Source organism: Butyrivibrio hungatei NK4A153 (assembly GCF_000424465.1).
Taxonomy (GTDB): Bacteria; Bacillota; Clostridia; order Lachnospirales; family Lachnospiraceae; genus Butyrivibrio; species Butyrivibrio hungatei_A.
This window is the reverse complement of record NZ_AUJY01000021.1, coordinates 16,226-30,451: the sequence shown is the minus strand read 5'-3', so window position 1 is coordinate 30,451 and position 14,226 is coordinate 16,226. Positions and strand designations below refer to the sequence as shown.

The 14,226-nt window shown below is 42.5% G+C and carries 13 protein-coding genes; all 13 read right to left on the bottom strand.

Features of this window, described 5'->3' with window-relative positions; translation table 11 throughout:
- Positions 1–5: 5 nt before the first annotated feature.
- A complete protein-coding gene (locus G628_RS18145; protein WP_026655384.1) occupies positions 6–1,580 on the bottom strand; it encodes an SH3 domain-containing protein in 1,575 nt (524 codons plus the stop codon).
- A 61-nt stretch (positions 1,581–1,641) separates the two neighbouring features.
- Positions 1,642–2,919 carry a phosphoribosylamine--glycine ligase gene (gene purD, locus G628_RS0109130; protein ID WP_026655385.1) on the bottom strand — a complete coding sequence of 426 codons (1,278 nt, stop codon included), beginning with the start codon at positions 2,917–2,919 and terminating at the stop codon, positions 1,642–1,644.
- Positions 2,916–3,563, bottom strand: coding sequence for a phosphoribosylglycinamide formyltransferase (gene purN, locus G628_RS0109125; protein WP_026655386.1), 648 nt, complete (start codon positions 3,561–3,563; stop codon positions 2,916–2,918). Before purN ends, purD begins: the two co-directional genes overlap by 4 nt.
- Positions 3,560–4,585, bottom strand: coding sequence for a phosphoribosylformylglycinamidine cyclo-ligase (gene purM / locus G628_RS0109120; RefSeq protein ID WP_027208983.1), 1,026 nt, complete (start codon positions 4,583–4,585; stop codon positions 3,560–3,562). Before purM ends, purN begins: the two co-directional genes overlap by 4 nt.
- A gap of 45 nt (positions 4,586–4,630) precedes the next feature.
- A complete protein-coding gene (purE, locus tag G628_RS0109115; protein WP_026655389.1) occupies positions 4,631–5,131 on the bottom strand; it encodes a 5-(carboxyamino)imidazole ribonucleotide mutase in 501 nt (166 codons plus the stop codon).
- Between the two features lie 117 nt (positions 5,132–5,248).
- A complete protein-coding gene (locus G628_RS0109110) occupies positions 5,249–7,348 on the bottom strand; it encodes an aminopeptidase (RefSeq protein WP_051199125.1) in 2,100 nt (699 codons plus the stop codon).
- A gap of 25 nt (positions 7,349–7,373) precedes the next feature.
- Positions 7,374–7,736, bottom strand: a complete 363-nt coding sequence (locus G628_RS0109105; protein ID WP_051199124.1) for a DUF6142 family protein — start codon at positions 7,734–7,736, stop codon at positions 7,374–7,376.
- A 24-nt stretch (positions 7,737–7,760) separates the two neighbouring features.
- Positions 7,761–7,913 (bottom strand): hypothetical protein, encoded by a 153-nt coding sequence (locus G628_RS18920; RefSeq protein ID WP_026655392.1) that lies wholly within the window; start codon positions 7,911–7,913, stop codon positions 7,761–7,763.
- Between the two features lie 40 nt (positions 7,914–7,953).
- Positions 7,954–8,637: an orotate phosphoribosyltransferase gene (gene pyrE, locus G628_RS0109095; protein WP_026667552.1), complete on the bottom strand. Its 684-nt coding sequence runs from the start codon at positions 8,635–8,637 to the stop codon at positions 7,954–7,956.
- A 104-nt stretch (positions 8,638–8,741) separates the two neighbouring features.
- Positions 8,742–9,605: a DMT family transporter gene (locus G628_RS0109090; protein WP_027208981.1), complete on the bottom strand. Its 864-nt coding sequence runs from the start codon at positions 9,603–9,605 to the stop codon at positions 8,742–8,744.
- Positions 9,589–10,512: an orotidine-5'-phosphate decarboxylase gene (pyrF, locus tag G628_RS0109085; RefSeq protein ID WP_026655396.1), complete on the bottom strand. Its 924-nt coding sequence runs from the start codon at positions 10,510–10,512 to the stop codon at positions 9,589–9,591. Before pyrF ends, G628_RS0109090 begins: the two co-directional genes overlap by 17 nt.
- A 15-nt stretch (positions 10,513–10,527) precedes the next feature.
- Positions 10,528–11,295 carry a response regulator gene (locus G628_RS0109080; RefSeq protein WP_026667554.1) on the bottom strand — a complete coding sequence of 256 codons (768 nt, stop codon included), beginning with the start codon at positions 11,293–11,295 and terminating at the stop codon, positions 10,528–10,530.
- Positions 11,296–11,322: 27 nt separating this feature from the next.
- Positions 11,323–14,175, bottom strand: a complete 2,853-nt coding sequence (locus tag G628_RS16960) for a response regulator (RefSeq protein WP_051199123.1) — start codon at positions 14,173–14,175, stop codon at positions 11,323–11,325.
- Between the last annotated feature and the right edge of the window lie 51 nt (positions 14,176–14,226).

The window sequence follows — 14,226 nt, the reverse complement described above, 5'->3', positions numbered from 1 at the left end:
ACCTATTATCTGTCATCATCATCAAGGTCAAGGAATTCGAACTCGAAGTCATCGTCATCTCCAAGGAAATTCTTTGCTCTTCTTGATGAAGGCTCTTCCTTTTCAACTTCCTCAGATCTCATACGTCTTTCTGAAGGCTGTCTCTCTTCGTATCTTGAATCTCCGTACATCGAATCGTCATCTCTTCTTGAAGGTCTTACTGTTCTTTCTTCAACACTTCTTGAAGGACGCTCTTCAACCTGATCGTCAGCTCTTCTTCTCATAGGTCTCTCACCTCTTGAAGGTCTCGCAACTCTTTCATCGTCATCAGGAGTTACTGTTCTTCTTGAAGGTCTCTCTTGTGTCTCTTCGGCTGCCGCTCTTCTGGGAGATACTCTTCTGCTTTCACGAGGTTCATCCTCATCATCTTCTCTTGAACGTCTTCTCTTAGGTCTTACATCCTCTTCAGAGTCATCTCTCATCTTCTCTCTTGCAGCCCCGCGAGAACGTTTCTTGGAAGGAGCCGAATAACGATCATATTCGTCTTCCTCCTCGTCTACATCTTCGTCTTCTTCGTCCTCTTCTTCATCATAATAAGCTGCGTCTCTGAGTCTGATTCCGAGAATAATAGCTAAAACGAGCAATACAACGGCAAGTGAGCCGACTGCAATTATAACCTTTTTAAATACTGCCAGTTTATCATGGAATTCCTTAGCCTGTTTTGCAAGTTTAACAATCTGAGGAATCTGCATCTTCTGAGGCTTCTCTGCATCTGAGAAATCAGTAAGATACCATGTATCATCTTCATATGAAATAGTATACTGTCCGTCTCCGGCCTCTGTGGGAGCAGTAGGCTCTGAACCACTCTGCATATCAGAATCTTCTGACGAATCATCGCCTGTTTCATCTCCGGCGTCTTCAATACCCATAACATCATCCACAGCGGCAAGATCCGCTATTACATCCGGGCTTCCTTCATCTGACGGAGCATCCGTCTGCTCTGATTTAACAGATTTTGATGCTACAACCGGAGTCTCAGAAACAAGATCGCTTCTTACAAATCCTTTGGAGCCGTTTTCTCCGAAAGATATTTCATACCATTTCTTTCCGTCAGCTCCTTTTGTCTCACCGGTAATTGTTACTATATCACCTTTTTTTACTTTTCCTACGGCATCTTTATCAGTGCCCGCGCCCTGTCTGACAGTTCCGTTTTCAGCCAAAACTTCTACAGATTTCTGATCAACAGCCGTTGTGCCTGAACCGCCTGTGGAATTCCCTGATGATTCAGATCCGCCTGATTTGCTGACAAGATCGTTTCTTATATATCCGGTTTCATCGCCTTTAACTTTGATCTTGTACCATATTGTTCCGGATTCATCTGTCTCCTCACCGAGAATGTCGACCGTAGCACCTTTTTTTACACTTGATACCTGATCTGACGATGTGCTTGCCGACTTCCTCACCTTTACATTATCAGATGTTACAGTTCCGGTTGTCGTCGTAAATGCATGCGCACCAATCCCGAAGCCGATAAAAACTGCTAATGACAATGCTAGAGAAAGTATAGTGTTTCTTATTATCTTTTCCATCGTATTCTTCATACAGCCTCCTTTTCAACTTAGGATTTGTGCCATTATACTGCAGGCACTTTTGCAGATCGTATTACTTCTTTGCTTCATCTATCGCTTTACCTATATCGTGGCGCATATACTTGTTATCAAAGCTTACCCACTCTGTTGCTTCGTAAGCCTTCGCGCGAGCTTCTTCCAAGGTATCTCCCTTTGCAGTGATACCAAGAACTCTTCCTCCGTTGGTAACTATGCCCTCCGGAGTTTCTTTTGTTCCCGCATGGAAACAATAATATCCGTCTTTGCCCTTGAAGTTCTCAAGTCCTGTAATAAGTTTGCCCTTTTCATAGCTTACCGGATATCCTTCACTTGCAAGAACAACGCATACAGCTGCTTTATCCTCAAATTCAAGATCGATCTGATCAAGCTTACCATCGATACATGCATTAAATACGTCTATGATATCTGTCTTAAGTCTGGGGAGAACAACCTGCGCCTCGGGATCTCCAAATCTCGCATTGTACTCAAGAACTTTAGGACCATCCTGTGTGAGCATGAGTCCGAAGAATATTACTCCCTTGAACTCTCTTCCCTCACTTGCCATAGCCTCCACAGTTCTGCTGTATATATTTTCACGGCAGAATTTATCTACTTCTTCCGTGTAGAAAGGACTGGGTGAGAAATTGCCCATTCCTCCCGTATTGAGTCCGGTGTCTCCGTCTCCCGCTCTCTTATGATCCTGAGCTGAAGACATGAGCTTTATTGTCTTTCCGTCTACAAAAGACAATACGGATACTTCTCTACCTGTCATAAATTCTTCGATAACCATGTGATTTCCGGCATCTCCGAATTTCTTATCCTCCATGATCTCTTTTACGCCATCCTTAGCTTCGTCAAGACTGTTGCAGATAAGAACGCCCTTGCCGAGCGCAAGTCCGTCAGCCTTAAGAACAATGGGGAATTTAGCAGTTTCGAGATACTTAAGAGCATCTGCGGCATTATCAAATGTCTCATAAGCAGCTGTGGGAATATTGTATTTCTTCATAAGGTCTTTTGAAAAAGCCTTACTTCCTTCAAGTATTGCCGCATTCTTTCTGGGGCCGAAAACTCTGAGTCCCTCTGCTTCGAATGCATCTACGATTCCGCCAACAAGCGGATCGTCCATTCCGATAACCGTAAGATCTATCTCTTTCTCTTTTGCAAAAGAAACGAGCTTATCAAACTCCATAGGTGTAATCGGCACACACTCAGCAAGCTCGGCAATTCCGCCGTTTCCGGGAGCGCAATATATTTTTGATACCTGAGGGCTTCTGGAAACAGCCTCAGCAATGGCATGTTCTCTTCCGCCTCCGCCAACTATTAAAACCTTCATGAAAAAATCTTCTCCTCTTCGTATCCTTCAACAATAACTTTGTGATCTTCTACTCTGACTTTGCCATTGGCTATAAGGTCTATCGCCATAGGCATAATTTTCCACTCCGCCTGCTCCATAATACGTTTCTGAAGCACTTCCGGAGTATCATCCTGCCTGATCATAACAGGCTTCTGCAATATTATCGGGCCGGTATCCGTTCCCTCGTCAACAAAATGAACCGTTGCACCGGATACTCTTACGCCTCTCTTAAGCACCTGCTCATGTACCTTAAGTCCATAAAACCCGGTACCGCAAAATGCCGGTATAAGCGAAGGATGAATGTTTATTATCTTGTTGGGGAATGCCTTAACAACGCACTCCGGAATAACAACAAGACATCCTGCCAAAACAATAAGATCCGGATTCGCATCCTGTAAGATCTTAAGCAGGGCTTTATTAAACTCATCTCTGCTGTCAAATTCCTTTGGGCTCTTAACCGCATAGGGAATACCCGCTTTCTTGGCTCTCTCGATCGCATAAGCATTTGGATTGTTGCTGTATACAAGCGAGATCTCTGTATTTGTTATAGAGCCGTCAGCTATTCCGTCGATTATTGCCTGAAGATTTGTTCCGCCACCGGAAACCATAACCGCTATCTTCATACGAGTTCTACACCCTTCTCACCTGCAACTGCCTTACCTACTACCCAAGCCTTGTCTCCGGCTGAAGCAATAGCATTCATTGCAGCATCTACATCACTTGGATCAACGGCAAGAACCATTCCAAGTCCCATATTATATGTGTTGTACATCATCTGCTCTTCAATTCCGCCCTTTTCCTGCATAAGCTTGAAGATAGGAGGAATATCATAGCTGTTCTTCTCAATTACAGCCTTGATTCCGTCAGGAAGCATTCTGGGCACATTCTCATAGAATCCGCCGCCTGTGATATGGCTGCATCCCTTAACCTTAACACCGGCATTCTTGATTGCCTTCATCATCTTTACATAGATTCTTGTAGGTGTAAGAAGTGTCTCACCGAGAGTAGCACCGAGCTCATCATAATATGTCTCAAGACTCTCTTTTGTCATATCAAATACTTTTCTTACAAGTGAAAAACCGTTACTGTGAACGCCGCTTGAAGCAACACCGATAAGAACGTCTCCGTCCTTTATTGTGCTTCCGTCGATCATATCTTTTCTGTCAACAACGCCAACCGCAAATCCTGCAACGTCATACTCATCCTCAGGCATAAGTCCGGGATGTTCTGCCGTCTCACCACCGATAAGTGCGGCATCAGACTGCTTACAGCCTTCAGCAACGCCCTTAACTATTGCTGCGATCTTCTCGGGAATATTCTTTCCGCATGCGATGTAATCAAGGAAGAATAAAGGCTCTCCGCCTGCACATGCAACGTCGTTTACACACATTGCAACCGCATCGATACCGATCGTATCATGCTTGTCAAGAAGAAACGCAAGCTTTATCTTTGTTCCGACTCCGTCTGTTCCGGACAAAAGAACCGGATCTTCCATATCTTTTATCTTGCTAAGTGAAAAAGCTCCCGAAAAGCCACCGAGACCACCAAGTACTTCAGGTCTGAATGTATCTTTTACATAACCTTTTATAAGTTCAACAGACTTATAGCCTGCTTCAATGTCAACGCCTGCCTTTTTGTAATCCAATGCCATAATATTTAACTCCTCGCATTTTGCCTGTTTATATTCCAATCAATAGTTCTTGTATCCGACTTCCTGAAGTCTTGCGTCCTTGGCAACAACTCCGTCCTTAAGTGATGCAGTGTACTTCTTAAGTTTTTCAAGAAGCTCCGCATCTCCCGTTGCCAGAATCTTTGCAGCAAGAATACCTGCATTTGCTCCACCGTTGATAGCTACTGTAGCAACAGGAATACCTGTAGGCATCTGAACTATACTGTATAATGAATCACGGCCTCCCAAAGAAGTTGTGTGCATAGGGATTCCTATTACGGGCATGGGAAAGATTGCAGCGCACATTCCGGGAAGATGTGCTGCCATTCCTGCTCCGGCGATAATTACTTTAAATCCCTTTTCCTCTGCAGTCTTCGCATATTCAAAAAATTCATCCGGTTCTCTATGAGCGGATATTATCCTCATATCGTATTCGATTCCGAGCTCCTCCAGAATATCTGCAGCTTTTGCCATAACGGGCATATCTGAATCACTACCCATTACTATTCCAACTTTTGCCATGTTTTCCTCCATTTTTCTGCTTCAACATTTAGCCACTTGTATCATAGCACAACACAATATATTGTGCCACTTTTTTATTCAACCAATGGTTTTTTTTCTTACATCCAATGGTTTATTTTATTCATCCAAAGGCTTATTTAATTCCTCCGTGCCGGGAAGCACGAATCTGCCGTTTTCTATGATAGTTATGCCGGTTCCGTCCTCTCTTACAGCTCTGATCTCACCGAGTTCATCGTACGGAATCGTTATATCTGTATGGCAGCTGAAATATGCCTTATCAGAATCTGTTTTTCTCTTTGAGGAAATCTCATTTTCCTTGGCTATATGCCTCTTTCCGTCAAAGTTAAATGTGTCATTGTCCTCTTCATAGGAATAACACGTATCACCTACCGCAAAATGCGGTCCCGTCTTCTCTGCAATCAATATATCGAGTTTGTCCGCAATATTAAATTTCCTTGCAAACGTGTATGCCGTCGTATTTGTTCCGATGGCAAACTCTCCGATCGGCAGAGTATCGTGATTATACAGGATATTTTGCTTTATATAGTTTTTGTTGTCTTCCTCAGTTATAAAATTTGCACAATTGTAATCTTCGATGCATCCGTCCTTAAATTTAATCTCGAGGTCTTTAAAGTAAAGTCCCATGAGATAAACGCCCGAAACGTGCAGTATTCCTGATGTTCCGGCAAGTACGGGGGATGTAAACACTTCTCCGACAGGAATATTTACATCGGCAACACAGTTCTCAAAATTTGTTTCCTTCTCTTTGTCTTTTATCTCATGAAGCATAACCTTGATATCTGTGCGATTATCGCCCATTCCCTTGACTGTCACGTACTTCGCTTCATCAAGAGCATCTATGATCTTCTTCTGAATATTCTGATAAAGATTGTAATCAAGCGTGTTTATCTTGACCGTCTCGTCAAAGATGGCCTCGTACTGCTCTCCTATATCGGGAACAGGGAAAGAAATGATCGTAAAGCTTCTCTCTTTTCCTATAATATATTCATTCTGGATAAGTGACGCCTGAATCTTATAACCGCTAAGGAGCTTACTCTGCTCGTCGCTAAGATGAATTGCTTCCTTCTTCTGTTCGGGTGAAAAAGGTACTTCGCCGAATCCTTCAAGTACAGCGGGACCTCCGTAAAGTTTTGCTTCCTTCTTGTACTTTTCACCTGCTGCCCTTACAGCCTCAAGTCGTCTGTTTACAAGAGCCGCATCAAGGAACAATCCGTCATCATCCTTGTGGTCATAATCAAACTGCTTGTTTGGAATTGCGCCGTGACAAGCATTTCTTCTGGCACTTCCGCCCATATAGAAATTACTTGGAATAAAACGATAGATTCCGGATTTAAGACCGATCTTCTCAAAATTCAAAACAGCTTTTTTGATAATTCTCTCAAATCCCAAAATATAAATTACAGAAGCGGTGCTTTTAATGCTGATATCCTTGCCTGTTGCAGCAAAGCCAATGCGATATCCTTCCGTAAAAGTGGTTGCTATCTTATCGATCTCTTCCTCGGACATCTCGATAAGATGCTGTGCGGTCTTTATCTCGTTGTCTGAAATATACTCTCCGAATTTATAGAGGTATCTTATATCAGTCAAGTCGCTGTTCATTATGATATCCCTGAAATAGTCTTTTTCGGGGTTAACTATCTGAGCGAATCTGACCATTCTCTCTTCCTCGGCATAATCACTGTAGAACCAGTACATTATCTGTCTGACGTCCTCATACTCAGGAAGTTTGCCATCAGCGGAAGCCTGCACGAATGCTCCGTATACTTCAAGAAAGAGCTCCGTTCTGATCACAATCTCATACTTCTGAAGTTCAAAAGCATTAGCAATCATGGATCTGAGCTCAAAATAAAGAGATGACAAGATCTTTCCGAATGTTTCTCCGAGTCTGTCACATGCATATACCGGATTGCCGTAGCTCTTATCATAGTTTTCGGGAAGAATGTCGCTGTAGAGCTTTTTGTTTCTTGCCTTAAGCTCTTCCAGAGAATCATTGTCTTTTCCGCCGTTTTCAGACCATTTATAGGTCTCGTCTATCATGAGAATAAAGTCTTTTACCGCATGAAAATAATCATCAAATTCTTTATTCTCCAAATGCTCATCGGAAATGCCCGATACCCTCTCCATTGCAAGGGCATATCTCTCATCGGTGACATCATTTCCGACGCTAAATTCAAATACTGCTTCGTTTTCAGTCATTGTCCTATTCCTTTCGTTCCTCGAATCACATAAATCCCAATACCAGAATAAAAATGATAAAGAGAACCGCGATCAGGTTAAGAATAATCCCAAGATTAGGGAACAATTTAAATATATCTTTTTCCATTCGGGACATGATTCCGAGAGCGAGTCCCAAACATGAAAATATCGCCGCAACAAATGCCGCTGCGGCGTATCGCATAAAAGCCTGCCCTCCGTTCCTGTATGAAAAGAGTACCACTGCCACCAATGATACATCTGACAGGAGTCCGAGTATGGTAGACATTATTCCTTTTTCCGGATGCCTGTTATCGGTGAAAACGTATTTTTCCCTGAAATGGCTAAGTTTATTAAGAATCTTTATCTTTTTTAAATTGAGTTTCTTCATATCTACCGGTTGTCTGTTATGTCTTTAAATAATCACATTTTTGCGACTGCCAAGAAGTTTTGCTCCGCATATAATAAGCAATATTCCGGCAGTTATTCCAACTACAAGTGAAACCACTCCCAATGCTATATTCATGGCTCCTGTGCCACCAAGCACTTTGTATGTATGTTCTTCCATAAATGTACCTCCGTAGCGGTTTCACCGCAGTAAACTGTTATCAGTCTTTCTTAGCGCCGTACTCAGCGTAATACTCATCGATTGCCTTCTTGATATCCTTTGTAAGGATTACCTCTCCGTCAATCTGTCTGTTATAAAGATAGCTTACAACGTCTTCCATTGTAACGATCGCGTGCGCACTAAAGCCATATCTTTCCTTGATTTCGTCAAGAGCGCTCATCTCGCTCTCCAAGCCCTTTTCCTGTCTGTTCAAAGATACCATAAGGCCTACGATATCACAATCAGCCTGTGCCTGGATGATAGGAACAGTCTCTTCGATTGACTTTCCAGATGTTGTAACATCTTCAATTATAAGGACTCTGTCTCCGTCACGAAGCTTTGTTCCAAGAAGGATTCCCTTATCTCCGTGATCCTTGACTTCTTTTCTGTTTGAACAATATCTTATTTCTCTTCCGTAGAGCTCACTGATTGCCATACATGTTGCAACAGTAAGCGGAATTCCCTTATATGCAGGTCCGAAGAGAACGTCAAATTCAAGTCCGAATGTATCGTGAATTGCTCTTGCATAGTAGTTACCGAGCTTCTTAAGCTGTGAACCTGTTACATATGCTCCCGCATTCATAAAAAAAGGAGATTTACGACCACTCTTAAGAGTAAACTCTCCAAACTTAAGGACATTGCTGTCTACCATAAATTCAATAAACTCTTCCTTATATCTTTCCATAACTCATAAACTCCTTTTTATTTCGTATTTACTCAGAAAAAATCCAAGCCCAATCCTCTGACAAAGTATTATATCATCATAAATGCATATTCACAATTAATATATTATTGCTCATTTCTCTTCATCCACCTGACAACCGAAACACCTATTATTATGGCATATCCGATGATACTGAGAAGCACCGGTGTTTCAGAGAATGCCACGATTCCGATGAGTGCTGCGAATATAACCTGAGTGTAGTCAAAAACAGATAACTCTTTTGCAGGTGCGTAGCGATATGCCGAAGTAATTGCAAACTGTCCGAGAGATGCGGATACTCCAGCCATGATAAGGCTTAGAAACTGCCTCATGCTCATTGGCGAATAATCAAATATCAGAAACGGCAAAGTTACGAGACACGAAAACGCCGAAAACGCGAATACAATTGTCGGCGTATTTGCACCTTTTTTGCTCGCCCTTCTGACAAACACGTAAGCGGTTCCGGCTCCGAAGCCTCCGTACACCGCAATAATGGCAGGGATTGTCTCAGCGACGACACCTGTCGGTCTTATGATAAAAAGAGCTCCGATAAATGCGATCAAAGTTGATATGGCATCCACCTTTGACGGAACTTCTTTTAACAGCGGTATTGAGAGCACTATGGCAAAAAACGGCGCTAGCTTGTTTAGCATGTTTGCGTCCGCTATCCCAAGTTTTCCTATTGCATAAAAATTTGCGATAACACCTGACGTGCCAAATAGGCACCTAAAGAAAATATCAAGTCTGTAGCTTTTCTCAATTTTAAAGCCAATGCCCGATCTTACCAGAGCGATAGACGCGATGAACATTGCCACCAAATTTCTGAAAAAACTCTTTTGCATTACGGGCACGTCTCCGGCTGCACGTATAAACGCCGTCATAAGTGCGAAGCCGAAAGCCGCTGCCAATATGCAAATTATTCCTTTTGTTCTGTTACTGAGCGAGCGCACCTGCGATGTCCGCCTTCATATCAAGGACTGCCGCCCTTGCAGCTTCTCCGACCTTTCCGTCACCAAACTGCTTGTAATTGTCGCTCTTCCATGCTGCTATGATTCCTCTCGAAGAATTTACGATTGCTCCGAGTCCGTCTTTATTAAAGAAGTTAACAAGGTCTTTTCCCTTACCGCCCTGTGCTCCGTATCCGGGAACAAGGATGTAATTGTGAGGCATGATCTCTCTGAGCACCTTGCCCATCTCGGGATATGTTGCTCCGACTACGGCACCCACATTGCTGTATGAACCGTCTGTCGACTCTTCGCCCCACTCTCTTATCTTAGCGCCTACTATCTCATAGAGAGGCTTTCCGTCGATAAGTCTGTCCTGGAACTCTCCGCTTGAAGGATTTGATGTCTTTGCAAGAACGAAGATTCCCTTGTCTTCCTTATTACAAATATCTATGAAAGGCTTAACTCCGTCAGATCCAAGATAAGGATTTACTGTTACGAAGTCTTCGTCAAAGCCCTTAAATACTTTATCGCCAACCTTAACGCCGCCAAGGTGACCAACTGCATAAGACTGGGCTGTTGAACCTATATCGCCTCTCTTTATATCGCCGATAACGATAAGGCCCTTTTCTTTACAATAATCTACAGTTTTCTTAAATGCGATAAGACCGGGAATTCCAATCTCCTCGTACATTGCTATCTGTGGCTTTACAGCAGGAACAACATCATATACGTTATCAATGATTTCTTTGTTGAACTGCCAGAACGCCTCCGCAACTCCCTCAAGGTTCTCACCCTTTTCCTCAAAGCATCTTTTCTTTATTGCTTCGGGTACAAAATCAAGCTTGGGATCGAGTCCCACAACAATAGGCGCACCTGTGTTTACAATCTTGTCAATAAGTTTTGAAATCATATAACTGTTCCTTCCTCACTTTTTTCTTGATCTTATGATAAAAAACTCATCAATGGCATTGGTAAGTTTTTCTTTCGGCATGGATTTAAGGAGGTACTTCTCGGGCTTTAACCCTACTACTTTCATAACGCTCTCCTTGTCATCCTTAGCGGTAAGGAAGATAACCGGAATATCTTTATACGCAGGAGTACTTCTCATCTCCTTGAGTACGGCCGCACCGTCCATTCCGGGCATTTCGTAATCAAGCAGTACCAGATCGATAGGATTTTTTGCCAAAAAAGATAACGCGATCTTACCCGAGCTTGCCATGTACACGTGATACTTTACCGACAGCCAGGTTCTCATCATTCTGAGCATAGTTCCGTCATCGTCAATTATGAGGATCTTCTTTTTAAGCTCATCGTCAAGCTCACTGTATTCAACTACAGAATTAAGCTGTTCCGTAAGGTGCTTGACATCAAGAGGTCTAAGATACGTCTCCTGAACTTTCTCTTTTGCAATATACTCAAGCGCCAGATCAAGTTCCTCTTTGTTTCCTATGATATAGAGCAAAAATCGCTCGCTGTCTATCGCATCATTCAAATACTCAAACAACTCATAGTCGGATTTTGACAGATCCCCCATATACAGAAGGTAGATCATAGGCCTGTCTTCCATAACCTCGATCTGCTCTTTGTCGGGTTCCATCATTAAAACTCCGTATCCTTCTTTCTCGAGCCCCTTTTCTATAGCGTTAACCATAAAGCTTTTCTCGTGGCCAATTAAGAGTACACGTTTTTCCATATCCTGTCCTTCCGCTTTGCGCTATTACTACAATATATTCAACAGTCCGTCTCTGTCAACTGCTGCCATAAGTCTTTTTACCTTTTCATATTTTTCAACATATTCATCGGGAATCTTATATTCACCAAGCATGTTCATAATGTCATCCGCGCTGTCAAAATACGATCCCGATACAAATTCTTTTATCGCCGAAAAAGCATCTGTAAGCTCCGATTCAGGTATTACAGGCTTATCCGAATCTCCTTCATTTTCTTCGCCCACAACAACAGACAATTTGTTGATATAACTTCTGTAAAGCTCAAGAAGTTCCGGTGTCTTCTCCTCAATTTCCGACTTATTCTTCTCTTCCGCACACTTTTCAAGATGCCCCGCCATTTCTGAAAGTTCCAATGCGCCTATTGCCTTTGCGGAGCTCTTAAGCCCATGCACATAGATCATATAATTCTTAATATCATCTTTTGCATACTTTTCTATAAGATCTGCTCTCTCCTTGATGGAAAGCCAGAAGTCCTGCATGACATCAACCACAACTTTTGAAGATCCGCAACGCTCTATGGCACTCTTAACATCAATACCCTGTACCTTCATAAGTTTAAGCGCTGTCTCGTCTTCTTTTTTCGCATCTCCTTTTTCTGCCTCAACAAAATCATCGTCTCCCGGTATGGAAACTTTATACGAAGGAAGATAACTAAGTATCATCTCTTCAAGCTTTGGCGGCGAAACAGGCTTTGAGAGGTAATTGGTAAAGCCTTCCCTAAAGTACATCTCTCTGGATCCCGAAACCGCATTTGCCGTAAGCGCCACAACAGGCGTCTTCTTATTTAGATTATTTGCCATTCCCTTCATCATATGAAGCGTCTGGATGCCGTCCAGCTCAGGCATCCTGTGATCGAGGAAAATGATATCGTAGTTATTTTCAGTCACAAGTTCAAGAGCTTTCCTTCCGCTAAGCGCCGTATCCACAGTAATAAGCGTCTTTTTCAAAAGACCTTGTATCACCGCAAGATTTGTGCTTATATCATCAACAACAAGAATCTTTGCCTTGGGCGCATGAAAGCTTTCCTTATACTCTTTCTTGTTTACTTTGCTCTGCCTGTAATCCTTGGCAAATTCGCCAAGCGGCTCCCTGTCCACAACAGTCTGTACTATTTCAAAAGAAAACTCGGAGCCCTTTCCGTATTCACTCTTTACGTTAAGCTTTGAACCCATAAGTCCCAAAAGATTTGTAACGATGCTGATTCCAAGCCCCGTTCCCTCAATGGTTTTGTTTCTCTTTTCATCCACTCTCTCAAAAGCAAGTGTGAGCTTATCGATGTCCTCATCCTTTATTCCGATTCCGGTATCGGTTATGCGGACTCCCAGGATAATCTTTTCATCAAACATATCCTCGTAAGCCAGAGAATCGTAATCTTTCTTATAGATCTCCATGGCAACGGAACCGACATCCGTATATTTCACCGCATTCGTAAGCAGATTCATGATACACTGCTTTATCCTTGTCTCGTCGCCGTACAGAACATGCGGTATATCATCGGAAATGTTCGTGATAAACTCAAGTCCTTTTTCATAGATCTTAGCATCTATCATATTTATGAGGTCGTTTATCATCGATCCAAGCTCATACTCACCGGGGATGATCTCCATCTTTCCCGCTTCTATCTTGGAGAAATCAAGAATATCATTGATAAGAGCCAAAAGAGTTTTTCCCGAGCTCTGAATATCCATCGCATAGCTTAAGATATCCTCATCCTTACATTCTCTGAGTATCATTTCATCAAAGCCAAGAACAGCATTTATAGGCGTTCTGATCTCATGTGACATATTGGAAAGAAATCTCGACTTGGCTTCGTTCGAGCTCTTTTCCACCCTGAGCTGGTCTTCTATAAGCTGCCTGCTCTTTACAAGTTCAATGTATTCCATAAATCTGTAAAAAGTAAGATCTATGGCATGATACAGGTCTTCTATCTCATCGTTGGTATCTATCCTAAGTCTGTGAACCTCCTCCACACTGGCATTTATGTCCGTTTCCTGCGAATTGTAAATATCGGTCACGGCATTCGACAAAATCCTTATGGGCTCGGCAATCCTATACTGTGCATAGTTGTTGACAAAAATAGCCATCGGCGTAATTATGATCGATATAAGCATCGCCATCTCAATTCCGCCCCGAAACGTCATATCCGCATACAGCTCTCTCGATGCGATCTCCGCTATAATCCCAAGTAAAATTGCCTCAAAGACAATTACCCTCATTACGACATTTCCGATCCTGGACTTGCCTTCGACCATGTATCTGTCATCTTCATCAAGTCTTGTGGTGTCCACATAGTACATTCCGCTTCCAAACATCAATTTGATATCATCCGGCAATTTTTTAAAAACAAAATATATGAAAAAACATGTAAACAGACATCCCGGTGCTTCTCTTAAGAGCAGCGGAATAAGCCTGCCCGGATCAAAACCTGGCAAACCGGCACCATTAAGCACGAGCTTACAAAAGCCCCACAGGTCACCCAGGATAAACTGTAAGATCATAGAAGAAAGTATTACTTTAAAAAAATTTTTGAAAAAACCGATTCTTGTAAGAACATTAACGGCACAAGCGATCAGCAGATATGCAAAAGCATGATACATGATTGATCCTTGCAAAAAAGAACCAAAGAAAAAAATAAGAACCAGACTCAGCATCCCGGGAATGATGCCACAAAACGCCGTAACAATCATTATCGGAATATACTTAACAGTCCTCAATACAGAATCCGGCTCTACGCGTCTCAATAAATCAGCGAAGATCAGAGTGAGGACAGATGCTACAAGTACAAGCGTCAGATCTACCCGGTTTCTTTTGGTGGAAAAAACAAAATACTTACTTCTTCTCATAAGATCACCTGTAAACTACTGTTACGTGCAAGTACTTCTCATTCATGTATG

What these genes read in the sequence shown, in the direction of transcription:
- G628_RS18145 (WP_026655384.1), bottom strand. Translation starts at nt 1,580, where the DNA reads ATGAAGAATACGATGGAAAAGATAATAAGAAACACTATACTTTCTCTA.
- purD (WP_026655385.1), bottom strand. Translation starts at nt 2,919, where the DNA reads ATGAAGGTTTTAATAGTTGGCGGAGGCGGAAGAGAACATGCCATTGCT.
- purN (WP_026655386.1), bottom strand. Translation starts at nt 3,563, where the DNA reads ATGAAGATAGCGGTTATGGTTTCCGGTGGCGGAACAAATCTTCAGGCA.
- purE (WP_026655389.1), bottom strand. Translation starts at nt 5,131, where the DNA reads ATGGCAAAAGTTGGAATAGTAATGGGTAGTGATTCAGATATGCCCGTT.
- G628_RS0109110 (WP_051199125.1), bottom strand. Translation starts at nt 7,348, where the DNA reads ATGACTGAAAACGAAGCAGTATTTGAATTTAGCGTCGGAAATGATGTC.
- G628_RS0109105 (WP_051199124.1), bottom strand. Translation starts at nt 7,736, where the DNA reads ATGAAGAAACTCAATTTAAAAAAGATAAAGATTCTTAATAAACTTAGC.
- G628_RS18920 (WP_026655392.1), bottom strand. Translation starts at nt 7,913, where the DNA reads ATGGAAGAACATACATACAAAGTGCTTGGTGGCACAGGAGCCATGAAT.
- pyrE (WP_026667552.1), bottom strand. Translation starts at nt 8,637, where the DNA reads ATGGAAAGATATAAGGAAGAGTTTATTGAATTTATGGTAGACAGCAAT.
- pyrF (WP_026655396.1), bottom strand. Translation starts at nt 10,512, where the DNA reads ATGATTTCAAAACTTATTGACAAGATTGTAAACACAGGTGCGCCTATT.
- G628_RS0109080 (WP_026667554.1), bottom strand. Translation starts at nt 11,295, where the DNA reads ATGGAAAAACGTGTACTCTTAATTGGCCACGAGAAAAGCTTTATGGTT.
- G628_RS16960 (WP_051199123.1), bottom strand. Translation starts at nt 14,175, where the DNA reads ATGAGAAGAAGTAAGTATTTTGTTTTTTCCACCAAAAGAAACCGGGTA.